We start from the raw sequence: 25542 nt of genomic DNA on the forward strand, positions 1-25542 counted from the left end.
CCTCACCCGCCGCCGCGTCGACGTCCTGCACGCCATGCTCAAGCACAGCACCCTCTACCAACCCGGGCACCAACAAACAGCCTGACCAAGCCCACAGACCTTGACCGAACAGATAGAAGCACCCCCCATGCTCATTCCGATCTGAGCGGATGCCTGTGCCGTCATGCAGAGGAGCATCGTCGCCATGCCGACCGCGATACCCGAACGCAGTGCGAGCTCCACATGGCTGCCCAGCAGTGCGTCCGCTACGAAGGCGGCTGAGGGCAAGAGGGCGAGGAAGCGTCGTTCGCCGGGCCGCGAGACAGTCGATCCCGACGACGAACCACCCACAGAAGTGCGAAGAACGCAGTGGAGACGACATCGGTACGGAACCCCACCGAGGACAGACCGTTTCCGGGGATGCCACCGTTCCCGCCGCCCGAACCACCCGTTCCCGTCCCCATGCTCTGCATCAAGCCCTTGGGCAGACGTACGGTGCCGTGGCCGAGCAGCGCCGATGCCGTGAACAGGACCAGGGTGGCGGCGAGTGCCCCGCCGAACCGCGCCCAGAGCAGATCGGGTGTCGGGCGGGCCCGGCGACGCAAAGGCCGGAGGAAGCCGACCGCGAGCACTATGGTCTCCAGGAACGTCAGGGGCAGTGGTAGCGCGGACACCTGCCCGCCCAGTTCGAGGGTGAGACCATCACCTGGCATATCGCCCGGCGTCCCGGTCTGACCTCCGCTGGTCGCGGCCGAGCCGGAGTCGAGTGTGAGGTGACCGCCGACGGCCATGCTCAAAAGGGCCGGCACCAGCCGGGACAGCGCAGTGCTGTTCTGGGCACCGAGCGCGAGTGCCGCGGTGACGCCGCAGGCCGACATCATCGCGGCCGCGGCGGTGACGGCGGCGCCGCCCTCCAGGGCGTGGCGACCGACGCTGCCGCGTGGTGCGGGGACAGGCGAGGACGAAGCGGGCATCGGAAGGCTCCTCCGAGGACGGGGGACCGGCTCATGGCCATGCCGAACGGCGCTTGACGGGCCGGAATTCATAGAGGTCGTGCAGGGCACCCTCGTCCGGATGGACGAGGCGGTACCGGAGTGACAGCCGACAGTGGCAGTTGCTGCTGGTTGTTCACCGGGAGATCTGTGGGAGTTGGCCGAGAGGCGGAACGGCGGCGGTGTCGGATTCGTGCCGAGACGAGGGCTGGCGTGGTCCGGGATCCGCTGCCGCCTCCAGCTGAGGTTCGCCGGCTGCCGCGACATTCCCAGGGCAATGATCAGCAGAACATTCCAGCCACTGGCGGTCAGGCACCGTGCCCTGGGTTGCGACGGACCCTGTATGGCAGCAAGGGGGGTAGAGGCAGCGCCGACCGAGGCTGCGAAGCCTGCCGTAGCGCTGTGATCAGGCCACCGTCACCTGACTCTCTGTCAGTTCTCGCATTTCTCTCCCGGGTCTCCCAGTGGAGTGGGTGAGAGTCGGGCTCTGCTCGCGTCCCCCTATGGAGCCGCACCCCATGTCCCGTCTCCGCCTGAGGAAGCCATGTCACCCACCCCGCACGGCACGGCTTTCACGCACAGCCCCGGCCGGACCGTCGCCTTCCAATCCCCTGGCGGGACCGCCCACGCCGGCTCCGGGAAGGCGAGCGTGGAGATCGTCGTGCCCGTCTACAACGAGGAACGCGCTCTGCCCGGCTGCCTGCGTACCCTGCACGCCCGGCTGACCGAGGGCTTTCCGTTCCCCTGGCGCATCACCGTCGCCGACAACGCCAGCACAGACGGCACGCTCACCGTCGCCCGCCGCCTCGCGGAGGAACTGCCTGGCGTTGATGCCGTGCACCTGGAACGCAAAGGCCGGGGCCTCGCCCTGCGCATCGTGTGGGGGTGCAGCGACGCGGACATCGTGGCCTACATGGACGTGGACCTGTCCACCGGTCTCGACGGGCTGCTGCCGCTCGTCGCCCCGCTCGCCACGGGGCACTCCGACATCGCGATCGGCAGTCGGCTGGCCCCGGGTGCGCGTACCGTGCGCGGGCCGCGCCGCGAGTTCGTCTCCCGCTGCTACAACGGAATCATCCGGCTCACCCACGGCGTCCGCTTCACTGACGCCCAGTGCGGCTTCAAGGCCGCCCGTACGGAGGTGCTGCGCCCTCTGCTGAAGGTGACCCGGGACGACGCCTGGTTCTTCGACACCGAACTCCTGCTGCTCGCCGAGCACAACGGGCTGCGCGTCCACGAGGTGCCGGTCGACTGGGTGGAGGACGTCGACACCAGGGTCGACGTGGTGAGCACGGCTACCGATGACCTCAAGGGCCTGTGGCGGATGGCGCGGCTCAAGGCCTCCGGCGCCGCCCGTGTCGAACTGCCCCGCCGCCCCGCACCGGCCGCCGAGCACCCGGACGCCGTTCTCGCGCCGCCCACGGGGCGGGGCGTGCTGTCGTGGGAGGTCGGCTGCTTCATCGCGATCGGCATCGCCTCCACCATCGGGCAGGCGCTGCTGTACTGGTTGCTGCGCGGCTGGTGGCAGCCCGCTGCCGCCAACCTGGTGTCGCTGCTGATCCTGACGGTGCTGAACACCGAGGCGAACCGCCGTCTCACCTTCCGGAAGGCCGCAACCCGGCCCGCGCGGGCGCATCTGGGCGCGGGCGCCCTGTTCGTACTCGGCTACCTGGTCACCTCCGGAGCGGTGCTGTGGTTCAAGCACACCGACCCCGGGGCCTCGGCGGCCGCCGAGACCGCCGTCCTGGCCGCCGCGTCCGTCGCGGTCACCGCCGTCCGCTTCGCCGTGCTGCGGCTCGCTGTCTTCCGCCGCAAGACCACCGCCTGACCCAAGCTGCGCCATCGAGACTTCTGACGAGAGCTGATTCCCTTCCATGAACGAGTCCCACCGGGCCCTGTCCGTCACCCCAGTGTCTGACGGTCTCTCGGAAACTCCTCCTCGCTCCCTGCCCGCCTGGGCGGCGCCGGCCGCTCTCGGCGTGATCCTGCTCGTCGCAGCCGTGCTGTACGGCTGGGCGCTCGGCTCGTTGGGCTGGGGCAACAGCTACTACTCCGCGGCCGTGAAGTCGATGGGGAAGAGCTGGACCTACTTCCTCTTCGGCTCCTACGACCCGGCCGGGGTCGTCACTGTCGACAAGCCACCGGCCGCGCTGTGGCCCCAGGTCATCAGCAGCAAGATCTTCGGGCTGCACGGGTGGGCGCTGATCCTTCCGCAGGTGATCGAGGGCGTGGCCGGCGTGTTCGTGCTGCACCGCACCGTGCGCCGCTGGGCAGGGGAGCAGGCCGCACTGCTCGCCGCCCTGGTGATGACCCTCACCCCCATCACCGTGGCCATCAACCGGGACAACAACCCCGACACGCTGCTCGTCCTGCTGCTGGTGTCGGCGGCGTACGCGCTCACCCGTGCCCTGCAGGCAGAGGGCCGGGCGGCGACCTGGTGGCTGTGCGCGAGCGGGTTCCTGATCGGGTGCGGCTTCCTCACCAAGATGCTCGCGGCCTGGATGGTGGTGCCCTCGTTCGCCCTCGCCTGGCTGGTGGCGGGGAGCGGTGCCTGGGCCGCGAGGGTCGGGCGGCTGCTGGGCGCGGGAGCCGTCCTGGTGGCGTCGTCCCTGTGGTGGGTTGCGATGGTGGCGCTCTGGCCGGGGGACCGGCCCTACATCGGTGGCAGCGAGAACGGGTCGGCCTGGGACCTGGTGGTCGGCTACAACGGACTCGGCCGGGTCTTCGGCTCCAGCGACGGCTCGTCGCAGGCCATGGCTGGCATGGGTGGGGGATTCGGCGGCGAGGCGGGTCTCGGCCGCATGTTCAACACCCAGGTCGGCGGGCAGATCAGCTGGCTGCTGCCGACCTGCGCCGTAGCCTTGGCGCTCGCGGTGGTGTGCACAGTCCTGTACCGCCGCGGGCGACTGGACCAGTCCGGCGTGCTGCCCGCCTCGGGTTGGCTGCTGTGGGGGAGCTGGCTGATCGTGTGCGTGGCCGTGTTCTCCACGCAGAAGGGCATCTTCCACCCGTACTACACCACCCAGTTGGCCCCGGCGATCGCCGCCCTGTGCGGTGGGATGCTGGCCACCCTGATCCGTGTTCACCGGGCCGGTGTGGCGTGGGCTGTCTGGGCCGGCGCGGCGGCCGTGGCGGTGACGGTCGGCTGGGCGATGGTTCTCGTCCGCCGTACGCCGGACTGGAACGGGTGGCTGATCTGGCCCGTGCTGCTGATCGGCTGCGCGGCGATCGCACTCCTTCTGTCCCGGCGCGGTGGCAACCTGCTCCTGGCCGGGGCGGCTGCCGCGGTGGTGTCCATGCTCGTGGCACCTGGGGCGTGGGCGGCGAGCGTGTCGGCTTCGTCGGGTTCGTCGAATCTCATGGGCGGCGCCAACCCGACAGCGGGACCGAGGAGTTCGCTGTCGGCCTTCGGATTGTCTGGCATACCTGGGCAGGGCTCGTCTGGGAATCAGGGGTCGTCGGGAATGCCTTCCGGGATGCCCTCGGGTATGGAGGGTTTCCCGGGCGGGGGTTCCGACTCGGGGCAGCAGAACGGGCAGCCGTCCGGGGGGATGCCGTCGGGGATGCCCGGTGGTGACCAGGGCGGTATGCCGAGCGGCCTCCCCAGCGGCATGCCCGGTGTGTCCGATGGCTCAGGATCGGCTTCTGGCGGTCTTCCCGCTTTCCCCGGCGGATCCGGCGCGATGTCCGGCGGATTCGGTGGTTCCAGCGGCTCGGCACTCACCTCCGACCAGCGCAAGATGCTCGACTACGCCGTGAAGCACTCACCGAAGGCCCGGATCAAGCTCGCTGTGTCAGGCGGCGCCAACGCCACCAGCGCGTTCATCCTGAACAGTGACGAGACGGTGATCGGCATGGGCGGCTTCATGGGCTCCGACGACGCGCCCTCGGTCGCCCAGCTGAAGAAATGGACCGGGAACGGTGAGCTGCGCTACATCGTTGGATCGGACAACGCCGGCGGTGGAGCGATGACGAGGCCCGGCATGTCACAGGAGAACGCCACTGGCCGCTCGGAGTGGATCTCCAAGAACTGCACCAAGGTCTCGGCGTCGGCGTACGGAGGCAGCACGACGTCTCAGCAGGAGACGGGTAGTGAGGTGCTCTTCGGTGCCTCGGTGCTCTACGACTGCGCCGCTCGGTGAACGGCAACAGAACGGACCGCACAGCACGATGACAGAGCAGCCCGGGGACAGGGCGCGATACAGGCTCCTCGTGGTCGAGGACGAACCCAGCATCCGCACCCTGTTGGAGTCCACCCTCCGGCTCACCGGATACGAGGTGAGCGCCGCGGAGAACGGCCAGTCCGCCCTCGTCGAGATCCAACGGCGGGAGCCGCACCTGGTGCTGCTCGACGTGATGCTCCCCGACCTGGACGGCTTCGAGGTCACACAACGATTGCGGGCGGCCGGAAACGACGTACCCGTGCTGTTCCTCACCGCCCGCATCGACGTCGACGACCGCATCACGGGGCTGAGCTCCGGCGGCGACGACTATGTCACGAAGCCGTTCCACATCGACGAAGTGCTGCTCCGCATCGAGGCCATCCTGCGCCGCACGGTCGTCCAGGGTTCGGAACCGCTCATTGCGGAGACCGTGCTGCGTTACGCCGACCTTGAGCTCGACGAGGGCGCTCACGAGGTGCACCGCGCCGGGCACTACGTTCCGTTGTCGCCGACCGAGTTCAAGCTGCTCGCCTATCTGATGGCCAACCCGGGCCGGGTCCTGACCAAGGCTCAGATTCTCGATCACGTGTGGAGCTACGACTTCGCCGGAGATGCCCGGATCGTCGAGACGTACGTGAGGTACGTGCGCAAGAAGGTCGACCGCCTCGGGCCGCCACTCATCCACACGGTGCGCGGCATCGGCTACTGCCTGCGGCTGCCGCGCGAGCCGGGTGGGACGGCGGAGCCGTGAGCCGGCTGCTGCCCCGAATCCCCGGGTCCCTGCGGCGGCGCCTGATCCTGGCGGCGGCGCTGCTGGCGACGGTCGCCGTCGCCGTCTCCCAGCTCATCGGGTTCTTGGTGCTGCGCTCATGGCTGTTGGACCGGGTCGACCAGCAACTGGCCGACTTCCACCCACCCGGACCGGCTTACTTCGAGGCTCTCAAGGACAACAACCCCGGGGACCGTCCCGACGTCCTGCCCTCGGACTTCCGTGTCTACTTCTACGACGGCTCCGGTCGGCGGATGGCCGTGTCGCTCGGTGCCGACGGCAAGCCAGGTCCACGGATCGGGGATTCGGTGGCGCAGCTCGGTCTGCACGTCGGCCGTCCAGGGACGGTGGCATCCGTCAGCGGCGACAGCCGGTGGAGAGTTCTGCTGAGTTCCGGTCCGCAGGACATGCACGCCGTGGTGGCTCTGCCGCTGGACACCGTCGACGCCACCACGTCCAAGATTCTCTGGCTGAACGCGGTGTTGCTGGTGCTCACCGTCGCCGCCCTGCTCGCGCTGGGCCGCTGGGTGGTACGGCTGGGCCTGCTCCCGCTGACTCGTATGGAGCACACCGCCGAGCGCATCGGAGCGGGGCAACTGGATCTGCGACTCCCCGACATCGATGCGCGCACCGAGATCGGCCGGCTCGGCCGGGTGCTGAACTCCATGCTGGAGAGGCTGCAGTTGGCGCTTCGTGAACGGGAGACATCCGAGGCGCGCATGCGACGTTTCGTCGCCGACGCCGGCCACGAACTGCGCACTCCACTCACCGCCATCCAGGGCTACGCACAGCTCGCACTCCTCCGGGAGCGCCTGTCGGCCCATGAGCAGACCGAGACCCACCAGTTGATCGCCCAGAACGCGGAGCGGATGGGTCTCCTCGTCGACGACCTCCAACTTCTCGCCCAGTTGGACAGGGAACCGTCGTACGACAAAAACCCGGTGGACCTGCTCTCCCTGGCGGCGGACGCCGTGCGGACCGCCGCCCTGCACGGGGCGAGCCATCCGGTCGATCTGGGCCCCCTGTCGGACCCGGCGGGCAACGGCGAACTGGATGTGGTCGAGGCCGTCGGCGACCCCCATCGGCTGAGACAGATCGTCGACAATCTACTGTCCAACGCCCGTGTCCACACCCCGGCCGGCACTGCGGTCCACGTCAGGGTGGGTGAGACCCGGGTGGGCGTGAACACCTGCGGATCCGACCGCCCGGGGGTCGTTGGCGCGTCACCACCCCTGCCGGACGGTACGCCTGCCGGCGTGGTGGAAGTAGCGGACGAAGGGCCCGGGCTCACGGCCCAGGACGCCAAGCACGTCTTCGAGCGCTTCTACCGTGCTGACCCTTCCCGCTCCCGCACCCACGGTGGTAGTGGCCTGGGCCTCTCGATTGCCGCCGCGGTCGCGGAAGGCCACGGTGGCCGCCTCGAACTCGACACCGCGCCGGGCAGAGGATGCACCTTCCGCCTTGTCCTCCCCGCGGGGCGTTCGGACGGGCGATCCAGCGGCGTCTCCGGCTGATCGCCGCCGGTCCTGCCACTGTGCGCCGGCCCGCCGGTGGGTGGCGAAGAGGGGGACCCTGATGTACCCAGGCCCTGCTCAGTCACTTCGCTCGGGTCGCCGCCCAGCCGTGCGTCCAGTTGCTACCGCTGTGGCGGCCGTCCGCCCGACGAGCAGGACAGCGCTGGTGACCGATGCGTCCTCTGCCTGGTGTCTGTGGGCTCGACGGTGCCCCACGAGGCTGCCCGCCCATCCCAGCAGGAAGGCGGCCGGGACGGAGACCAGAACCGGGGTGCTGTGGTCGAACCAGGCGAAGTCCGCGTTCGGCAAGAAGGCCTGAGAGCTGCCTGAGGCGGAGGGCGAGGACACGGCAAGGCCGCCACTCAGGATGATTCCGCCGTACACGGCCCACAGCAGCCCCGTTCGGTTGAAGCGGTCCCAGTAGAACGTGTAGAGCAGAACGGGGGCCACGGTCGATGCGGCCACTGCCATGGCGAGCTGAGCCAGGAAAGCGGTTGAGCGTCCCTGCGCCAGTACGGCGAGCAGGATGCCGAGGACGCCGAAGAGCAGGACGGCTATGCGCGCCACCATCAGTTCACGCGTGGGGTCGGACTGCCTGCGCTGAACGAGATGGTGGTACGTGTCCCGGGCCAGGGCGGCGGCCGCTGCCAGCGTGGTGGCGCCCACGACGGCGAGCACGCTGAGAAAGATCGCGCAGGCGAGCGCGGTGAAAAGCAGACGGCTCATGCCACTTCCCAGCCGGTCGTCCAGACTGCTGGCCACGAGCATCAGGGAGTCGTCCGCATTGGACTGCCCGGAGAGAATGGTGTCAGCACCGACTCGGGCCGATGCCCCCATGCCCAGAATGACCACGGTGACGCACACGAGCGCGACGACACCGGTCGCGTACCGGACGGAGCGGCGTGCTGTGGCGGTGTCCCTTGCCGCAGAGACGCGGCTGAGGACGTGAGGCATGCAGACGCCGCCCAGGACGGTCATGACCTGGCCCGCGGCAATGTCCAGACGTGGTGTCGGTCCGACGTTGATGAGGCCACCGGTACTCAGATACCGGCCGGGACGGATGCTGTGCGCGTCCGCGGCGGTGAGCAGGGAGCCGACATCTCCGTGGAAGAGGCGGAGCACGGCCAAGGACGCGAAGATCATGGCCGCGAGCGTGACGGCAGCGGCGATCACCTGTATGACGGTGAGCCCCTTGGCGCCGCTGAGCATGCCGCAGGTGACCACCAGGCCTCCGATGAGCACGGTGCACATCTGCTGCACCCCGATGCCGGAAAACCCGAGGAATGCCGCGGTGACGTTTCCGGCGGCCATGAGCTGAGCCACGAGGTACGGAGCGGTGACCGCGAGGGTGACCACCGCGGCGGCCACCCGAGGCGCGGTGCCCGGCGCCCGGAGCGAGAAGAGGTCGCCGAGGGTGAGGGAGCCGCTGAGCTGCAGAGGGCGTGCCAGCAGAAGGAGGACACCCATCGACAGAAGCACGCTGGTCGCGGCGGTGATGCCGTCGAAGCCGACGGTTGCCACCACACCGGTCACGCTGAGCAGCAAAGATGTCGAGACATAGCATCCCGCCAAGGCCAGGCCGTTCTTCAACGCCGAACCCTGCCGGTCACCGATGTAGAACTCCGACGGAGAGTCTCCGCGCAGGCCCGCGAAGACCGAGCCGAAGAGGGCGAGGACCATGAAGAGCATGAAGGAGCTGAGGACCAAGGCGTAGGGATCATCGGCCGCCGCCGCGAGGAAGGTGCTGCTGTGATTCATCTGAACCCTCCGATCTGCTGGACGGGCACGGCGGTTGCGTTCGCCTCGGCCGGTGCGTGCTGCAGCGGGTCCAGCAGGCGTGCACTGCGATGGTCGAAGCGGCGGGCCGTTGCCAGCAGGGCCACTGCCTGGAGCAGATACAGCGACAGGCCCACAGACATGTCGGTGCTGAACAGTCGCGTGGCGAGCAGATCGCCAGGGAGCGCGATCAGGGTGACCGCGGTGCCGAAGCACAGGGCGTTGGGTACGAGGTAGGACAAGTCCAGGTGCGCTGCCCGTCGACGCGCTTGGGACAGCGGCGACTGGGCGGCGTGATCGGGGAACCTGTGGTGCTTTGGTGGCTGAGCTGAGAGTCGCATCGCTACCTTCACGTGCTGGTCGGGTGTGGGTCGGTCGGCGGCCGCTCTGGGAGCCGACCCCGAGCCGCAGGGCAGCGCTTGGACAACGGGCGGCAGCGCCTGGCGGCCCGGACGTGGGGGAGGGCTGTCGTCGTCGAGCGGCCGGGGCAGCGGCAACCGCGGCGGAGAGCCGCCGGCGAGGCGTCGACGCAGGCGCAGACGATACCGGAAGCGTTCGTGAATGTCCTCTGATGTGAAACTTGAGTTCTGTCAAGCGGGACAATAGTGTCGGTGGCGTGGAGTGGTTGTATCGCCAGCGCTGAGAGCTGAGCACTCCTGTCGAGGACCGGTGAGCCGGTCGGATGTGTGGAACCAGCCTTTGGTCGGGGTGAGGAGGACCTGTGTGACAGAGCGGCAGCTTTCGTCCGAGCCGCAACCTCGGGTTCCTGCTTGCCTCACCGTGCTGACCCCTTCCGCTCCCGTGTCCGCGGCGACGATGACCTCTTCGGCATGGGCGGAGCGGAGGCACTTCCTGCTGACGCCGGGTGTCGCGGAGGCGGTCCGCTTTCGCCGAGGCGGGGGAAGCAGGCCGCGCCCGGTCAAGGGCCAGGGGCGTGCTCCCTGCGGTATCCAAAGCAAAAGTCCTGTATCAGCGCTGTTTGGGAAGTAGGTTTCCGCATGCCTTACCGGTGGAAGGTCGCCCCCGAGGACCTGTTCGTCGAGCGGTACTGGCAGATGGTGAACAACGGTTTGCCTTCCGCGGACGTCGACACCGTCCGATCGACGGTCACTGACATGTGGCTCGACGAGCCGGGCGGCTGGGTGTACGAGTGGTCGCGACTGGCCGCCGGATATGCGGAGCTTGGTGAGCATCAGCTTGCGGCGCTGGCCTACGGATGGGCGAAGTTTCCCACGCTGGCTGACGACGCCAAGCGTACGGCGCTGGAGCGCCAGCTCAAGCAATACCTGCTTGCCGCTCCCGGTTTCAAGGTCGGGTTTCAGCGCCGGGCCGTCCAGGTGCCCTGCGGCGAGGGGGTCACCGCTGTACCCGCGCACTTTCTCACTCCGCCGGGCTGGTCAGGCAACGCCCCCGTCCTGCTCGCCAGCGGCGGAGTGGACACCTGGAAAATGGATCTGCACGGGCTCTTCGAGGCGGTGGCCCTGCGAACTGGTATGGGCGTGCTGGCCTTTGACATACCGGGCACGGGTGAATGCGCTGGCCCCATGGACTCGGAGGACGGCGCTGACCTGGTGCGCGCCCTGGCCATCGAGGCGCGGGCGCTTGGCAACGGGCGCGTCCTGCATCTCGGCATATCGATGGGCGGTCATTTCTCGGCCTGCTCGGGCCTGGCGGGGGATGTCGACGCGGCGATCGTCATCGGCGGTCCCATCGAAGCGGCATTCGCCCGGGATCGGACCTTCGCGTATGGCATGGAAGGCAGCGTCGGCAATGCGTTAGGGTTCGACCATGAACCGAATGATGCGCAACTGGCCCGGATCTGGCCGCCGTTTGACCTGCGTCCACTGCTCAACCTGAACACGAACGTGCCGATGCTGGTCATCAATGGTGCCGGTGATGTCCATGTTCCACAGCAGGACACCCTTGTTTTCGTCGGCCGCCGGGACACGGAAGTCCACTTGCTTCCAGACACCGGACACTGCGCCGCTTCCAAGATGCCCCAGGTGCTTGAGTTGATGTTCGAATGGATCGACCGCCACCAGCTGTCGTCTGCGGGCAGGTGACGTGTTGGACATCGACCTGGCCGTGCGTCCATAACCCTTGTTTGCGGTTGCCCGCAGTGTTGCGAGTAATTGCCCTTCTTCATGACGGCGCGGAGCGGGGCTCCAAGTCAGCTTGTCGGCTGAGTTGTGACAGATGGCCTCGCCGGCCCATAGATGGAACGAGTTGCACAGTGACAAAGGTTGTACTGATCCATGGAGCTTGGCACGGAGCTTGGTGCTGGGACGGCGTCGTCGCCGAGTTGCAGCATCGCGGTGTCGAGGCGACAGCCGTCGAACTGCCACTGACCGGCTTTGCTGAGGATGTTGCCGCAGCTCGCTCAGCGATCCAGGCTGCGGGAGGCGACGCGATCGTCGTCGGGCACTCCTACGGTGGGCGGGTGATCACCCAGGCTGCGACCGGCCTTCCTGTGACCCGGCTCGTCTATGTCGCGGCGTTTCTCGGTGATCCGCGCGATGAGGACGTGCCGGCGACAAGCAGCCTCCTCAGCGCGTCACTCCTCATCGACGGACTGGAGCTGAGGGTGGATCCCCAGGCGGCCGCCGCCGTGTTTTACGGCGATGCCGACGCGCAGGCGGCCACCGCCTGGGTCGCGCGCCTGCGCCCCATGCCGCTGGAGGGCCCCAGCGTGTCGGACGCCGAAGCTGCGTGGCGCTCGATTCCGAGCACCTACCTCGTGTGCACGAACGACCAGGCTCTGCCGCCGGTGTCGCAGCGCAAGATGGCAGCGAACGCATCCGAGGTCATCGAGTGGCCCACGGACCACGCGCCGTTCCTGACGCGTCCGGCTGAACTCGCGGAACTGATCGTCGGAGGTACGCCTGCCGGTCGCGGCCGCCGCTGAAAGCAGCGTGGTGGCACAACGAACGCAGTGGTGGGGGCGATTGCCGACGTAGGGACTTCTGCGCAGTTGTGGCCCACGAACGTCCCCGGCTGTCCGGCGCTTCGGCCTCCCACTAGAGGCCAACGCCGTTCCCGGCACGCGTCGTGGTGTGCTTCGTGCTCGCCCTGCCTTCTTAGCTGGCACTTTCGTAAACACAGCGGCAGCGTCTGCACGTTCGACCGCCCCTTGGTTCGCACGGCGGCCCTCGTGGAGTGCGGGCACACGGGCTCTGGTGGGCTCGGCTTCGGAGCCGATGACGTCGATGAACTCACTTACGCGTTAGGCCTGTTGGTACACCTGCATGCATCGATGACGCTCCTGCCGACCGACGCCGACTACTACGCGCCCAACTTCTTTCGGGCAGTGCAGGACACCGGGGCCCGTTCCGTGCCGCGCTCCAGCCGCAAGTGGCGCCCGACTGTACGCCGCCGCTGCCCGGCAGCTCCTACTTCACCGCGATCCTGCCGCGCCGCCACCGAGCCAGGGACGACGGGTACGGTCGGCGCCCACGCGGACAACGCGGCCTGTGAAAGATCCACGCGTCCCTGTAACGCGAGACGCTCCCGGGCACCCGCGCCTACGGCGAAGCCGACACAAGAAGCGAACGCCGACGCCCGCCTCCCCAGCCCCACGCGGTGACGCACTGTGCACTTCCAGCGGTGCTGCTCTTGTGTGTGGGCGGCTGCGGCGAGGGACCGGAGCGTCGCGGTGGCCCACTCGGTGATCTATTCGCCGTCGCCGCCAGCTTGTGAGGCGGGTTCCGTGTGCGCAGCGCTGGGGGCCCTCTTCAACAGAATGACCGCAGTGCGGGACACGCCTGTCCCGTTTAGCGGTCATCCACCCTTGACTTGCTGGACCCCCTCGGCTTCACTTGTCCTATCGAGCGACATTGCAGTCCTATTATTCAGGACATAGCGGGGGGCTTGGTGAGGAGGTCATGCACGATGAGAGACGTTGCAGGCAAGGTCGCGTTCGTTACCGGAGCGGCCAGTGGCATCGGTCTGGGAATAGCCCGAGCCTTCGCGGAAAGCGGTATGAAGGTCATCGTCACTGACGTCAGCGAGGACCACCTGGCCAAGGCCCGCGACCTGCTGACGCAGGCTGGCGGCTCCTTCCACTTCATCCCCCTGGACGTAACCGATCGCATCGATTGGCAGCGGGCGGCGGATGAGGCTGAGCATGTGTTCGGGCACGTCCATGTCCTGGTGAACAACGCAGGGATCAGTTCGCTCGGGCGGATCGCGGAAGCGGGCTACGACGACTGGGACCGGATTCTCGGGGTCGACCTCGGTGGGGTCGTGAACGGCGTGCAGGCTTTCCTGGGCAGGATGCTCGCGCACGGCCAGGGCGGCCACATCATCTCCACGGCGTCCATGGCGGCGCTGACGCCCTTGAACATCTCCGGGATCTACTCGGTGGCCAAGCGCGGAGTGCTGGGCATGATGGAGGCCCTGCGCGCCGAACTGCTCGATTCAGACATAGGCGTATCGGTTCTCTGTCCGGGCCTGACACGCAACAACACCTGGGGGGACCGCTCCCCCCTGCCGTCAAACAGCCCAGGTGGCCCGCCGCTGCCGCCGCGGGGCTCGCCGATGGATGCGGGGATGGAGGCCGTCGAGGTCGGGCGCCGAGTGCTCGAGGGAATGCGTCGGAACGACATGTACGTACTCACCCACGCCGAGTTCCGCGAGGATATCGCGCGGTATTTCGATCCTCTGCTGACGGCCTGTGAGGCAGCGCCCGACCGCGCGCTGCCGGGCGGCGGTCCGCCGCCTGACCTGTGGGGCGCTGTCTACACAGCGCAGGGACGGACCGGAAACCGCGGTCCGGTCGGGGAGGGAGACTGAGATGCGGGACCTTTCGGGAAAGGTCGCGTTCATCACCGGGGGCGCCTCCGGTATCGGGCTCGGCATGGCGAAGGCGTTATCCCGAGCCGGCATGAAAGTGGTCGTCGTCGATATCAGGGACGACCATCTGGCGGCGGCCGAAGAGACTCTGGCGCGAGGCGGAGCGGAGTTCCACCTCATCAAATTGGACGTGGCCGACCGTGAGGCCTGGTCCAGGGCGGCCGATGAGGCCGAGCGGGTCTTCTCCCGTATCCACGTGTTGTGCAACAACGCGGGAATCGGCGTCCTCACCCCCATCGCACAGGCCACCTGGGAGGACTGGGACTGGTTGCTGGGGGTCAATCTCGGCGGCGTCATCAATGGTGTCACCACTGTTCTGCCGCGAATTCGTGCGCACAGGGAAGGCGGCCATGTGATGGCAACGGCCTCGCTCGGCGGTATCACGGTCGCCGGTGACGGCGGAGTCTATTCCACCGCCAAATTCGGCGTCGTCGCGATGATGGAGTGCCTGCGCGAGGACTTGGCGGCCGAGGACATCGGGGTCACGGTCCTCTGCCCTTCGGCGGTCAACACGAACATCCACGATCACGGCGACATGCGCCCGGAGCGATACCGGGTCGACAGTTCCGACCTCGGACCGCACGACGCCGGCCCGGACCCCGAGATGTTGAAGGGCATGCTCGCGTCGTTCGGCAGCGATCCGTTGGAGGTTGGCCGTCAGGTACTACACGCCATCCGCCACGACGAGCCCTACGTGTTCACCGAACGCATGGCCAAGGGCCTGATCGAACTCCGGCGGGAGGCGCTCCTCGCCCTGATACCGGATGAAGAACCCGATCTCGAACGCCTCGCGGCCGACAGGGCGATGCGCCGCGCCCTCACCGAATTGTTTGGCTGAAGCACCGGTCCGTTCTCGCCGACCCTGCTCTCGGTCTTCTCGCGTCGGGCTTACACGCGCGACAACCAGTAATCGATTTCTCGGAGGCAGCAGCATGCACATAGGAATAGCCACAGGTCTTCAGCACTATGGTCCGGACGGCGAGGAGGCCGACTACCCGGACGGCCAGTTCATACGCGAGGAGGTGGAACGGTGGGTGCTCGCGGAGGAGCTGGGTCTGGACTCGGTCTGGCTCACTGAGCACCACTTCACCCGCCACTCCCTCGCTCCGGACCCTCTGATGTTCCTGTCCTACCTCGCCGGCCGCACGCGGCGGATCCGGTTGGGTACCCAGGTGCTCGTCCTGCCCTGGCACGACCCGGTCCGTCTGGCCGAACAGATCATCACCCTCGACGAGGTGTCCAACGGCCGGGCGATCATCGGACTCGGGCGTGGCATGGCGCCGCGCGAGTACAAGGGCCTGCGCATTGACCCGGAGGCGGCGCGACAGCGCTACGACGAGATGCTGCAGCTCCTCGTGGACGGACTGGAGACGGGCGTGATGGAGGGCGGCGAGTTCTTCCAGCAGCCGCGGGTGGAGCTGCGCCCGCGACCGGGCCGTTCCTTCAAGGGGCGGTTGTTCGCGGCCCTCGGCTCTCCCGACAGCCAGCGCCAGGCCGGCCGGCTGGGACTGGGGCAGCTGACGACCACCACACTTCCGTTCAAGGTGCCCGAAGGCGGGCTGCCGATCGACAGCTACCTGAACGCATGGCGGGAAGCGCACGCCCCCGACAACAAGCCTCCGGCGCCTTTCGCCTCAAGCATCATCGTGGTGGACGAGAGCGCGGACCGTGCGCAGGAGATCGCCCGCCTGTACGGGGGCAACGCGCAGCGCGTCGGCATCTGGCACTACCAGATGCGTGGCCGTCCGGCCTACGGGCCCATCCCGGCGATCGAGACCGACGAGGACGTGGAGCGCATGGTGGACGGCTTCGTCTCGCAGATCATCGCGGGTACCCCGGACCAGGTGCTGAAACGACTGGAGGAGACGCGCGACCAGATCCATCCGCAGGGAATGTTCCCGCAGCTGTTCTTCGGCGGGATGCCTCACGATGAGGCGGTGCGTAACATGCGGTGCTTCGCCGAGCACTGCGTGCCGGAGATCAAGAGCTGGCCGGCGTGCAGCAGCATCGACGGGGATGCCACGGAATCCGCGGCGGTCGCCAGTGAGGCCGGTGTGCGATGACTACATCCGAACCGGTCCAGGTGAGCGGGCTTGACGGGACGTTGTTCCGAGCGGAAGCCATCGCGCCCGAAACAGCCGAGTTCAACCTACGACTTCGCGAGCTGGTGAAGGGCGGGCCCGGTCCCGAGGCGGGGGGCGGCATTCCGATGCCTCCCACACAGCCTTCGGAGCGGGCACGCACCATCCGGATAGCGGGGCGGGGCGGTCACGAACTGGCTTTGCGGGTCATCGCTCCGGACCGCCCCAAGGGCGTCTACCTGAACTTCCACGGCGGCGGGTTCGTCAGTGGCAGCGCGGCGCAGTCGGATCAGGAGCTGGAGCGGATCGCGCGGAACACCGGGCTCGCCTGCATCGACGTGGACTACCGGCTGGCGCCCGCGCACCCTCACCCCGCGGCATGGGATGACGCCGAGTCCGCGGCGCTGTGGCTGATCGAGAATGCGAAGTCGGAGTTCGGCACCGATGCGCTCGCGATCGGTGGCCTGTCGGCGGGCGCGACACTCGCGGCCTCCGTCCTGGTCCGGCTGCGCGAGCGCCTTGGGTCCACCGGGTTCCAGGCGGCGAACCTGGTCTTCGGGAATTTCGACCTCTCGATGACCCCGAGCCAGACCCTGCTCGGCGCCAACGCGCTGCCGGTTTCGGTGGACATGATCCGAGCATGCACGAACGCGGTCGCGCCCCTGAGCGAACAACGCCAGGATCCGGATCTGTCGCCTCTGTTCGCGGACCTGCGGGATCTTCCGATGGCGTTGTTCACGGTAGGCACTCTGGATCCGTTCCTGGACGACTCGTTGTTCATGCACGCCCGCTGGATCGCGGCCGGCAACGAGGCCGAAATAGCTGTCTATCCCGGCGGCGGGCATGTCTTCACCGCAGCCCCCATCCCTCTCGCGGACCAGGCGAACGACCGCATCGATGCCTTTCTCCGCCAGGTCGGGCGCGGGCCGGAGGCGCCTGCCCCCGAAGTCCGTCGGCAGTGACCACATCGCTGTTGACGAGCCCAGGGCAGCCAACGACGAGCGCCCTGGGCAGGCTGTCCGGGCGAAGTCACCCTTCTGCTCGTCGAAGTAAGCGTGGAGAGCGGCAGTGGCTGCCTGGCCCGGCTGCTGACGCGGGGACCGGTCCCGCGCTCAGTAGCAGGGCCAGGCCCTCATGGGCGCCCGCGACAGGGCGGGGAAACGAGCACTCGGAGGTGTAGTGATGACGGCGATTTCCACGACGAGCAGCTCTGAGAGCAGCTTTGATTCGGGCTACCTGTCACGGATGTTCCGCGACGCGATGGCCCAAGTCGTCACGCCGGTAACGGTCGTGACGGGAATCCAGGAGGGAGTTCCGCACGGTACAACGGTCAGCGCGTTCGCGTCCCTGTCGCTTTCCCCTCCGATGGTTCTCGTCTCCCTGGACCGGACGAGTGAGCTGTTGAGCATCGTGGGTCGGTCCGGCCGGTTCGGCGTCAACGTGCTGGGCTCGGCGCACTCGGATGTCGCCCTGCGCTTCGCCCGCAAGGGCGGGGCCGCCAAGTTCGCGGACACCCGATGGCTGCTCGACCATGGACTGCCGCGACTACCGAACGCGCTCGGCTGGCTGGCGTGTGAGACCGAGTCGATGGCCGACGGCGGGGACCATATGGTGCTGCTGGGGAAGGTCCTGCACGCCGACCATCGCGACGGCGCGCCCTTGACTTACTACGCGCGAAGGTTCGGCACCCACACGGTGCTGGACGGCGACCCGTGATCGTGGAGAACCGGAGTGAACTCCGCCCAGATGGCGCCGAAGGTGGCTCGGCTCGTCTCGGAACGTAGTGGTGTCGCGCTGACCCGACGGGCGAGTGAGCTTCAGGCGGCTCGGCCGATCGCACATCGCGTCCTGGCCAACTGCGTAGCCATCCGCTATGCACGCCACGGGAACGTCGGTAGCCGCTGTGCCGCGGGCCCGGCGCTGTACGAGGTGCCGCTGTGGATGGCCTCGGCGTGGCCGTCCACCGATACCGCCCTGCACGGCAGATGGCCACAGCGCATGACCTGGGTCCGACTCCACGCACGGGGCCTTCTGCGCACCGTTGAACGCGTCTCCTGCAGGGCACGCGGCGTTCTGCCTGTGGGTCAATGAAGTGATCGGCAGGCCTGCCCCTCGGGACTGGTACGCCCGCACGATCAGCCAGCCCTGGTGCTCACCCGTGGCCGTCGGGACATGGGTCGACAGGCCGGTCAAAAGTTGAGGCTGAGGCGGGGTCAGGTCAATGCTTCTGTCGTTTCCCCTTGGATTCTGTGTGACTGGAGGAGCCGTGATGTGGGCAGGCCGGGCATGGGTCTGCGCCGGGTCGCATCCCGGGGTGGATGCGACCCGGCGCGGTGACGGGAGCCGAGCTGTATGACGGGAGGTCGGCTCCGGTCACGTCAGGGGTGTCACCGATGGTGAGGTGACGTCAGGTAGTGCTGCCTGAGGAGTTCCCTGCCGTAGTCGTTGCCGTTGGGGGTGCGGATGATGGAGTGGACGTGCTTCTGCGTCGCGCCGCTGCCCTGCGTGGCGCCGTAGGCGCCGGCCAGCGGGCCCGGAGCCTGGCAGTCGACCTCGACCCAGACGACGGGGCTGTGCACGCGGACGTAGAAGGCGGAGTCGTCGGCGATGCCGCCGGCCCAGGTGACGTAGGTGTCGGAGATGTGCTGGGCGACCTCCGACATCCGTACCTTCGCGGTGTCCGCCTTGGCGCGGCCCACGAACGCCTCGACGATGCCGAGGAGCTTCTTGCGCTGGGCGGCGGTCAGCTTGCTGCCCTTCAGGCCCGTGTACTCCTGGACGGTGTTGTCGGAGAAGGCGCCGGCCTTCATCGATTCGTTGGACTTGGTCGTCGACTCGATCGCGACAGCCTGCTGATCCGCGGTGAGGGAGTTGATGAAGGCCAGTGACGCGACGACCTCCTCGTGGCAGACGGTGACCGTCTCGCCGTCGATCTCCATCGAGGTCGGTTCCGAGCCCCAGAAGCAGGGGCTCATGACGACCTGGCTGCCGAGGACGAAGTAGTTGATGACGAGGTGGTGGCCGTCGAACTGGAAGCCCCAGGGCTCGGTCGCCGACGGGGTGCCCATCACGGTCCAGTAGTAGGCGTCCTCGTTGAAGGAGTTCGTGTTGCCGATCGCCTCCCCGGCCGCCTGGTTGATCTTCCGGATCTTCTCGGTGGTCTCCAGGCCGTCGGCGCTGAGCGCGGCCTTCAGCAGGGCGGTGCCAAGGGCCTTCTGGTCGTCGCTGAGGTCGGCGAGGGACACGCCCTGGCGCTCGTAGGAGTCGATGTTGCTCCACAGCCGCCACTCGGTGGAGTGGATGGTGAACTGCGTGGACGTCTTCTGGTCGTCGGTGAGGCCGGCCAGGAACGCGTTCGCGGCCGCGATGACGGGAGCGGTGGCGACCTTCGTGGAGTGGATCGTGAACAGGTCGTCGATCCGCTTGCCGTCGGTGGTGAGGCCGAAGAAGTCCTCGGTGATCGTCTGGTTGCCGGGGCCTCCGGCACCGCCGCCCGGCCCGCCGCTGGGGGCACCGCTCGGGGCCGCGGAGGCGTCGGTGGTGACGTCGTCGGCCATCGCGGCCCAGGCGCCGGCACCACCCATGGTCACGACGGCTGTGGCACCGCTGGCGAAGAAGACCTTCCGCATGAAGTTACGGCGGCTCGCGTGAGCGCGGCGGCCGGACTCGGACTGCGGCTCCTCGGCGGTCGGCTCCCCGGTGTCGAGCTCGGTCATCGTCGCTCGTTCCCTTCGTCATGGGCGCGTCCACGCTGGACCGCCGTCGGCGATCACTGTGGAGGACCGAACTGAGGCTCACCTGAAGCGGTGGGCGACATCGCCGGCGGAGCACCTCAGGGGACGGCCGGAGAGTGGCTCTGAACTGGGTTTCTGTGGAACCGCTTAGAGTCCTTGACCGGGACGGGAACCGCCCTCGGGAGCGGCGTCGGCGCGAGGCAGAGTCACCGTGAACTCCGTGTCCCCCGGTTCGCTCTCGACGTGGATGCGGCCTCCGTGTGCCTCCGAGACAGCCGCTGCGATGGCCAGGCCCAACCCCGAACCGCTCTCCGAGCCGAGCGCGCGGGAACGGGAGGCGTCACCCCGGGAGAAGCGATCGAAAACCGAGGGGAGGAGGTCCGGTGGGATGCCGGGACCGTTGTCCTGGACGCGGATGACGCATTCTTCCTCGGTCGTTTCCACGCTGACGGTGATCTTCGTGCCTGCGGGCGTGTGCAGGCGGGCGTTGGCCAGGAGGTTGGCCACCACTTGGTGGAGCCGGGACTGATCGCCGATGACCGAGGCGTGGCCGTCCGGTAGGCGCAGCGCGAGGCGCCAGTCGTGGTCGGTTCCGGCCGCCCGCGCGTCCCACACCGCCTCGGCGACCAGGGTTGCCAGGTTCACCTCGGTCGACAGCAGTGGCCGCCCCTCGTCGAGGCGGGCGAGCAGCAGAAGGTCCTCGACCAGTCCCGTCATGCGCGCCGACTGGGCGGTGACACGCTGCCAGGCGAGTTCAGGGGGGATCTGCTGGTCTCCGTGGTTCATGAGCTCGGCGTATCCGGCGATCGAGGCGAGCGGGGTGCGCAGTTCGTGACTGGCGTCGGCGAGGAGACGCCGCATGCGTTCCTCGGTGCGCTGACGCTCGCCGAGCGAGGACTCGACATGGTCGATGAGACGGTTCAGCACCACGCCGACCTGGCCGGCCTCGGTACCGGGGTCGGTGTCCGACGTGGGGACACGGGTGAGCCCGGCGACTTCGCCGCGGTCCAGCGGCACCCGGGCGACTTCGGCGGCGGTGGCGGCGACCCGGCCGAGAGGGCGCAGCTGGCGTCGGATGACCGTGGTGGTGGTGGCGGCCGCGGCCGCCAGGCCGACGGAGGCGATGACGGTTTCGACGATGACCAGACGGTCCAGGACGCGCTGTATGCCGGCGGTCGGGAGCCCGGCCAGAACGGGTTCGCCGTCCCCGCCGATGGCGGTCACTCGGTAGGTGCCTAGGCCCGGGATGGTGCGGGTGTGCAGTGATCCGTCCGGGAGGATCCCGTCCAGGGCCGCACGCTGGGCCGCGGTGAGCATCCGCTGGTGCCCGTCCTCGGTCACCCACTCGGCGGCGACGATCCGATCGTCGACGAACCGGGCCGCGACGGTACCCGTGGGCTGTCCGCGCTCGTTGAGGAAACCCAGGTCCGTGGCGTCGCCCGGCCGGTGCTGCAACCCGCCCTGGCTTCGCTCGGCGGCGTCCGTGACGCGCTGGTCCAGATCTTCGTAGAGATAGACCTGCTGGACGGCCACCGTGGTGAGTGCCATGGCCCCGCAGACGACGGCCATGGTCACGGACACGAAGAGCACCAGGCGGAACCGCAACGAGTGCCTTCCCAGGCCGGGGCGGGACCGGCCACCCGTGCGGCGCAGGAGGCTTCTCATGCTCTGTTGTCCGCGGCTCTGATCGAGTAACCGACGCCGCGCACGGTGCGGATCATCGGGGCCCGCCCTTTGTCGATCTTCGAGCGGAGCCCGTAGATGTACACCTCGACCAGGTTTCCCTCGCCGTCGAAGGAGGCGTTCCAGACGTGGTCGAGGATCTGTGTCTTGCTGAGCACCTGGTGGGGGTGGTCCATGAGGAAGCGGAGCAGGTCGAACTCCTTGGCGGTGAGCGGGATCGGTGTGCCGCCCCGCTGTACCTCGTGGGTCTTCTCGGCCAGTACGAGGTCGCCCAGCACCCGTACGGACTCGTCATGCTCGGACGTTTCGGGGTGTCCCGCACGACGGAGCAGCCCGCGCAGGCGGAGCATGACCTCCTCCAGTGAGAACGGTTTGGTCACATAGTCGTCCGCGCCCGTGGACAGTCCGTCGAGCCGGTGTTCGAGCGCGTCCCGGGCGGTGAGCATCAGCACGGGCAGTCGGTGGTGCTCGCTCCGGAGATGGCGCAGGACCTGAAGGCCGTCCATGCCGGGCAGCATTCCGTCGAGGATGACGATGTCAGGGGCGCAGTCCCGTGCGATGCGCAGCGCGCTGTGCCCGTCCCGCGCAGGGAAGGGTCGCCATCCGGCCGCGGTCACGGCCGCGGACAGCAACTCGGTCAGTTCGGGCTCGTCGTCGACGATCAGCACGCGAACCGTGCCCTCGCGGGTTCCTGAGGTGCCAGACATGGTTCGACATTGTGGCAGCACTCGGTCGATCGGCCGGCGGCCGGTGAGCCGGACCACGCCTGCTCGCGCCGCTGCGCTACCCCGGCCAGTACGTCGATGCGGAAACGGGGCTGCACTACAACAACCGCTACTACGACCCCGACCTCGGCCGCTACACCACACCCGATCCTCTGGGACTGGCCCCAGCCGTCAACCACTACACCTACGTCCCCAACCCCTTCACCCTCGCCGGCTGCACGGCCGATCCGACCTGGGCGGGCGGGTCACCTTAACCCGCGACGAGCACGGGCGCCCCTACGAGATGAACGCCGTCATCACCAGGGACATGCTCGACGAGGGCACCCACGCCAGGAACTCGCTGGAGCCGCCCGGCTTCCTCGGCGGCGACTACAACCAGGCCCGCGGCCACCTGCTGGCCCGGATGCTCGGCGGATCCGGCGACACCCTTGTCAACACCCGAACCAAGAAGATCATGCGGCAGATGCACGGCCGAGCAGGATTCGACCTCCTCCGTCACCGCATCCTCCTGCAATAAGGAGAACGCACCGTCACACCGACTACGGAACAGAGCCGAACGTCTTACAGTCCCCCCTGGCTGCGTCCAGCCCTGGTGAGGCACGTATCGGCTGAGCCGAACCCGCCCTGCGCCGCTTGAGGAAGCGTCAGGGCGCGGTGCAGGTGTTGGTCATGGTGCCGAGTCCCTCGATGGTGGAGCACAGCACCCCGCCGGGGGCCATGAACCGGGGAGGCTTACAGGCGAGGCCGACACCTGAGGGGGTGCCGGTGAAGATCAGGTCCGCCGGCAGTAGTTCGCACACGCCGGACAGGTAGCTGATCAGGGTAGGGATGTCGAAGATCAGATCGCGAGTGCGGCCTTTCTGGACGGTGTCACCGTCATAGGTGGAGGACAGCGCGAGATCGGATGGGTCATCGAGTTCGTCGAGAGTGGTCAGCCAGGGGCCGATCGGGCTGAACGCCTTGTGGCTCTTGCCGAGACCGAACTGCGGAGGGGTTCCGCTCAGCTGCTTGGTGCGCTCGGAGATGTCCTGCCCGACACAGAACCCGGCGACATGGTCGAAGGCCTTGTCAGCGGGGATGTCGCGGCCGCCTTCGCCGATGACGACGACGAGTTCGAGCTCCCAGTCACAGGTATCGGTAGGCAGCGGTATCTTCGCGGCGGGCCCGGCCAGGCTGGAGGGGAACTTGGTGAAGACCAGCGGTGCCTCGGGGACGGGCGTGTCGGTCTCGGCGGTGTGGTCGACATAGTTCAGGCCGATTGCGAAGATCTGCCGCGGGTCGGTGACGGGAGGGCCGAGCCTGCTGGCGTCGGCTTTCAGCGTGGCCAGTGTCGTCCTGGTGTCCGGCTCAGGGCGGGTGGCGGCGAGCCAGCGGCGGATCTCCCTGATCCGGGAGACGACCGCGTCCGGCGAGGCAGAGAAGTGGCCGCCGGAGGCGGTGTGCAGGTCGATGACGCCTTCGGGCGTGACAACCACGGCGCGCCCGTCCAGGTTGGCGAGTTTCATGGGGGCCTTTCGGAAGAGGAGGGCCGGCGGCGTGGACCTGCCGCGGCCCTGGAGTGGGCAACGAGATCTACGACTTGGTTCGCGGCAGGAGCTCCTGCCGCGAACCAAGTTCCGGATCACGCCGAGGTCAGAGGGACCGGACCGTGCTGGGTGCGGAGTCGGCGAGGCTCATCCGTAGACCGGCGACGAGTTCGCGGACCAGGGACTCGACACCGTCGGAGGAAGCGGTGCCGAACACGTGGAAGTCGGGGCGGACCAGGATCACGTCACGGTCCCACTCGTCGAACCACTCGCCGTACACGTCCTCCACGTCGGTCACCGGTGCGTCCGGCCCGATGTGAACGGCGACGCCCCCGAGCCGTTCCCAGGCCTCGCGGGTCATGGGCGACAGCGATTCCATGGGGTCCCCGGCACGGCTGAGCAGCACATGCGCGCCCGCGCCGAACACGTCGTCGAAGCGGCCTTCGCGACCCTTGGTCCGCACGAGTCCCTGACGGCCCAGCCATCCAGCGTGCGGGTCGTCCGCGGCCAGCGACTCCGTGCCCATTCGCCACCCCGTCATCTCCGGCGCCTCGACGCGCTTCTCCCTGAGCAGCGCGTCCCGCTCGGCGCACGCCTCGGGGTCGATCAGGCAGAGGAAGCCGCCGACCATGACGGCGTCCGAGATGAGCCGGCTCACATGGGGAATGCGCTCGCGGGCGTAGTCATCGAGGGTGTCCGCGGGCGCCAGCCCGCGCAGGACCAGGTCCAGACGCCAGGAGAGGGTCGCGACGTCGCGGATCCCGGAGTTCATGCCCTGCCCCAGGAACGGTGGCGTCAGATGGGCGGCGTCGCCGGCCAGCAGGACCCGTCCCTGCCGCCATTGCTGCGCCCAGCAGGCACGGAAGGTGTACGCCGCGTAACGCACCAGGTCCGCGTTCGTCTGATCCACGCCGCGCTCGGCGAGGAGTCGCCACACCGTCTCATCGGTGGCCATCTCCTCCTTCCGCTCCCCGGGCAGCAGCATGAACTCGAGACGGCGTCGTCCCGGCCCGGACGGCACCGAGGTCGTGGGACGCGGCGGGCCGAGTACCTGCCCCATGTACGGCATCCAGTCCCGTTCCACCGTGGGCTTGAGGTCGACCACCAGCCAGTCGGAGGAGAACTGGAGGTCGCCGTCCAGTGGGATGTCCATCAAATTCCGGACGGTACTCTGCGCTCCGTCGCAGCCGACGACGAACCGGGCGGTGTGCGTGACGTGGTCCGCCCCGGTGCGGGGGCCGCCGAGCTCGTCGGACGGGGCGAAGCGAACCCCTACGGCGTCCTCGACCTCCTCCAGCCCGGTCACCACCTGGCCCCTGACCAGCTGGATCCGCGGATGCGCTCTGACCTGTTCCTCCAGGACCGCCTCGAGATCCGGCTGGTTGAACGTTGCGTCGGGCCCCTCCGAGCGTCGGGGAAGCGGGACGGTCTGTGAGAGGAGGACCTCTCCCTCGGCGGTGACGTAGTCCAAGCTGTGGTTCTGCCCGTTCCATTCGAGGTGGGGCTTCAGCGGCTCGGAGGCCCCGGCCATGTGCAGCACGCGCAGCGACTCACGGCTGATGCCCACGGCCCGGGGGAGCGGGTAGGCGGAGGGCCGTCGCTCCACCACGAGAACCCGATGCCGATTGCGGGCCAGTAGCAGGCTGAGGGTGAGCCCCGTGGGCCCCGCGCCCACCACGATCACGTCGGCAGACTCCGCTACCGAGTCGGCGAGCGACCCCAGTTGTCCGTTGTTCTTTTCCATGGCGA

Annotated in this window: 21 protein-coding genes; 13 read left to right on the forward strand and 8 right to left on the reverse strand. The window is 68.3% G+C overall.

The window, feature by feature from the left end; translation table 11 throughout:
* Positions 1-245 precede the first annotated feature (245 nt).
* Positions 246-953: a streptophobe family protein gene (locus tag K4B79_RS46665; RefSeq protein WP_232033569.1), complete on the reverse strand. Its 708-nt coding sequence runs from the start codon at positions 951-953 to the stop codon at positions 246-248.
* Between the two features lie 562 nt (positions 954-1515).
* Here K4B79_RS46665 and K4B79_RS46670 point away from each other — a divergent pair.
* From K4B79_RS46670 to K4B79_RS46685, 4 genes are all read left to right on the forward strand, one after another.
* Positions 1516-2799, forward strand: a complete 1284-nt coding sequence (locus tag K4B79_RS46670) for a bifunctional glycosyltransferase family 2/GtrA family protein (RefSeq protein WP_232033570.1) — start codon at positions 1516-1518, stop codon at positions 2797-2799.
* An 82-nt stretch (positions 2800-2881) separates the two neighbouring features.
* Complete coding sequence (locus K4B79_RS46675) at positions 2882-5113, forward strand: ArnT family glycosyltransferase (RefSeq protein WP_232033571.1); 2232 nt, start codon at positions 2882-2884, stop codon at positions 5111-5113.
* A gap of 28 nt (positions 5114-5141) precedes the next feature.
* Positions 5142-5885 (forward strand): response regulator transcription factor, encoded by a 744-nt coding sequence (locus K4B79_RS46680; protein WP_232033572.1) that lies wholly within the window; start codon positions 5142-5144, stop codon positions 5883-5885.
* Positions 5882-7417 carry a sensor histidine kinase gene (locus K4B79_RS46685; RefSeq protein WP_232033573.1) on the forward strand — a complete coding sequence of 512 codons (1536 nt, stop codon included), beginning with the start codon at positions 5882-5884 and terminating at the stop codon, positions 7415-7417. The genes K4B79_RS46680 and K4B79_RS46685 overlap by 4 nt, the downstream gene beginning before the upstream one ends.
* 78 nt (positions 7418-7495) lie before the next feature.
* Here the strand turns inward: K4B79_RS46685 and K4B79_RS46690 are convergent, their stop codons facing one another.
* Positions 7496-9175: a sodium:solute symporter family transporter gene (locus K4B79_RS46690; protein WP_232033574.1), complete on the reverse strand. Its 1680-nt coding sequence runs from the start codon at positions 9173-9175 to the stop codon at positions 7496-7498.
* On the reverse strand, positions 9172-9435 hold the full coding sequence (locus K4B79_RS46695; protein WP_232033575.1) for a hypothetical protein: 264 nt from the start codon (positions 9433-9435) through the stop codon (positions 9172-9174). The genes K4B79_RS46690 and K4B79_RS46695 overlap by 4 nt, the downstream gene beginning before the upstream one ends.
* A gap of 756 nt (positions 9436-10191) precedes the next feature.
* On the opposite strand from K4B79_RS46695, the gene K4B79_RS46700 reads away from it, so the two are divergent.
* The 7 genes from K4B79_RS46700 (at position 10192) to K4B79_RS46730 (ending at position 17841) form a co-directional block, all read left to right on the forward strand.
* A complete protein-coding gene (locus K4B79_RS46700; RefSeq protein ID WP_232033576.1) occupies positions 10192-11256 on the forward strand; it encodes an alpha/beta hydrolase family protein in 1065 nt (354 codons plus the stop codon).
* Between the two features lie 170 nt (positions 11257-11426).
* A complete protein-coding gene (locus K4B79_RS46705) occupies positions 11427-12098 on the forward strand; it encodes an alpha/beta hydrolase (RefSeq protein ID WP_232033577.1) in 672 nt (223 codons plus the stop codon).
* Positions 12099-13081: 983 nt separating this feature from the next.
* Positions 13082-13984, forward strand: coding sequence for an SDR family oxidoreductase (locus tag K4B79_RS46710; protein WP_232033578.1), 903 nt, complete (start codon positions 13082-13084; stop codon positions 13982-13984).
* A 1-nt stretch (position 13985) separates the two neighbouring features.
* The gene (locus K4B79_RS46715; RefSeq protein WP_232033579.1) at positions 13986-14882 is read left to right on the forward strand and encodes an SDR family NAD(P)-dependent oxidoreductase; all 897 of its coding nucleotides are present in this window, start codon (positions 13986-13988) and stop codon (positions 14880-14882) included.
* 94 nt (positions 14883-14976) lie between these two features.
* Positions 14977-16107, forward strand: coding sequence for an LLM class flavin-dependent oxidoreductase (locus tag K4B79_RS46720; protein WP_232033580.1), 1131 nt, complete (start codon positions 14977-14979; stop codon positions 16105-16107).
* A complete protein-coding gene (locus tag K4B79_RS46725) occupies positions 16104-17087 on the forward strand; it encodes an alpha/beta hydrolase (RefSeq protein ID WP_232033581.1) in 984 nt (327 codons plus the stop codon). Before K4B79_RS46720 ends, K4B79_RS46725 begins: the two co-directional genes overlap by 4 nt.
* A 220-nt stretch (positions 17088-17307) precedes the next feature.
* Positions 17308-17841 carry a flavin reductase family protein gene (locus K4B79_RS46730; RefSeq protein ID WP_232033582.1) on the forward strand — a complete coding sequence of 178 codons (534 nt, stop codon included), beginning with the start codon at positions 17308-17310 and terminating at the stop codon, positions 17839-17841.
* 671 nt (positions 17842-18512) lie between these two features.
* Here the strand turns inward: K4B79_RS46730 and K4B79_RS46735 are convergent.
* The 3 genes from K4B79_RS46735 to K4B79_RS46745 all read right to left on the reverse strand — a co-directional run bounded on the left by K4B79_RS46735 (position 18513) and on the right by K4B79_RS46745 (position 22249).
* On the reverse strand, positions 18513-19841 hold the full coding sequence (locus K4B79_RS46735) for a DUF3500 domain-containing protein (RefSeq protein WP_232033583.1): 1329 nt from the start codon (positions 19839-19841) through the stop codon (positions 18513-18515).
* 165 nt (positions 19842-20006) lie between these two features.
* Positions 20007-21524, reverse strand: coding sequence for a sensor histidine kinase (locus K4B79_RS46740; RefSeq protein ID WP_232033584.1), 1518 nt, complete (start codon positions 21522-21524; stop codon positions 20007-20009).
* On the reverse strand, positions 21521-22249 hold the full coding sequence (locus K4B79_RS46745) for a response regulator transcription factor (protein WP_232033585.1): 729 nt from the start codon (positions 22247-22249) through the stop codon (positions 21521-21523). The genes K4B79_RS46740 and K4B79_RS46745 overlap by 4 nt, the downstream gene beginning before the upstream one ends.
* Positions 22250-22359: 110 nt before the next feature.
* Here K4B79_RS46745 and K4B79_RS46750 point away from each other — a divergent pair, with 110 nt between their 5' ends.
* Both K4B79_RS46750 and K4B79_RS46755 read left to right on the forward strand, forming a co-directional pair.
* Positions 22360-22521 carry an RHS repeat-associated core domain-containing protein gene (locus K4B79_RS46750; protein WP_232033600.1) on the forward strand — a complete coding sequence of 54 codons (162 nt, stop codon included), beginning with the start codon at positions 22360-22362 and terminating at the stop codon, positions 22519-22521.
* Positions 22522-22550: 29 nt separating this feature from the next.
* Complete coding sequence (locus K4B79_RS46755) at positions 22551-22784, forward strand: hypothetical protein (RefSeq protein WP_232033602.1); 234 nt, start codon at positions 22551-22553, stop codon at positions 22782-22784.
* Between the two features lie 127 nt (positions 22785-22911).
* On the opposite strand, the gene K4B79_RS46760 is transcribed toward K4B79_RS46755, so the two are convergent.
* The gene (locus K4B79_RS46760; protein ID WP_232033586.1) at positions 22912-23772 is read right to left on the reverse strand and encodes a fumarylacetoacetate hydrolase family protein; all 861 of its coding nucleotides are present in this window, start codon (positions 23770-23772) and stop codon (positions 22912-22914) included.
* Between the two features lie 127 nt (positions 23773-23899).
* Positions 23900-25537 (reverse strand): bifunctional 3-(3-hydroxy-phenyl)propionate/3-hydroxycinnamic acid hydroxylase MhpA, encoded by a 1638-nt coding sequence (mhpA, locus tag K4B79_RS46765; protein WP_232033587.1) that lies wholly within the window; start codon positions 25535-25537, stop codon positions 23900-23902.
* Positions 25538-25542: the final 5 nt, after the last annotated feature.

Source organism: Streptomyces lincolnensis, assembly GCF_021173675.1.
GTDB lineage: Bacteria > Actinomycetota > Actinomycetes > Streptomycetales > Streptomycetaceae > Streptomyces > Streptomyces lincolnensis_B.

Coding starts and splice junctions, on each gene's coding strand:
- K4B79_RS46715 (WP_232033579.1), top strand. CDS start 13,986: ATGCGGGACCTTTCGGGAAAGGTCGCGTTCATCACCGGGGGCGCCTCC.
- K4B79_RS46735 (WP_232033583.1), bottom strand. CDS start 19,841: ATGACCGAGCTCGACACCGGGGAGCCGACCGCCGAGGAGCCGCAGTCC.
- K4B79_RS46725 (WP_232033581.1), top strand. CDS start 16,104: ATGACTACATCCGAACCGGTCCAGGTGAGCGGGCTTGACGGGACGTTG.
- K4B79_RS46700 (WP_232033576.1), top strand. CDS start 10,192: ATGCCTTACCGGTGGAAGGTCGCCCCCGAGGACCTGTTCGTCGAGCGG.
- K4B79_RS46755 (WP_232033602.1), top strand. CDS start 22,551: ATGAACGCCGTCATCACCAGGGACATGCTCGACGAGGGCACCCACGCC.
- K4B79_RS46665 (WP_232033569.1), bottom strand. CDS start 953: ATGCCCGCTTCGTCCTCGCCTGTCCCCGCACCACGCGGCAGCGTCGGT.
- K4B79_RS46710 (WP_232033578.1), top strand. CDS start 13,082: ATGAGAGACGTTGCAGGCAAGGTCGCGTTCGTTACCGGAGCGGCCAGT.
- K4B79_RS46740 (WP_232033584.1), bottom strand. CDS start 21,524: ATGAGAAGCCTCCTGCGCCGCACGGGTGGCCGGTCCCGCCCCGGCCTG.
- K4B79_RS46690 (WP_232033574.1), bottom strand. CDS start 9,175: ATGAATCACAGCAGCACCTTCCTCGCGGCGGCGGCCGATGATCCCTAC.
- K4B79_RS46670 (WP_232033570.1), top strand. CDS start 1,516: ATGTCACCCACCCCGCACGGCACGGCTTTCACGCACAGCCCCGGCCGG.
- K4B79_RS46720 (WP_232033580.1), top strand. CDS start 14,977: ATGCACATAGGAATAGCCACAGGTCTTCAGCACTATGGTCCGGACGGC.
- K4B79_RS46760 (WP_232033586.1), bottom strand. CDS start 23,772: ATGAAACTCGCCAACCTGGACGGGCGCGCCGTGGTTGTCACGCCCGAA.
- K4B79_RS46730 (WP_232033582.1), top strand. CDS start 17,308: ATGACGGCGATTTCCACGACGAGCAGCTCTGAGAGCAGCTTTGATTCG.
- mhpA (WP_232033587.1), bottom strand. CDS start 25,537: ATGGAAAAGAACAACGGACAACTGGGGTCGCTCGCCGACTCGGTAGCG.
- K4B79_RS46745 (WP_232033585.1), bottom strand. CDS start 22,249: ATGTCTGGCACCTCAGGAACCCGCGAGGGCACGGTTCGCGTGCTGATC.
- K4B79_RS46680 (WP_232033572.1), top strand. CDS start 5,142: ATGACAGAGCAGCCCGGGGACAGGGCGCGATACAGGCTCCTCGTGGTC.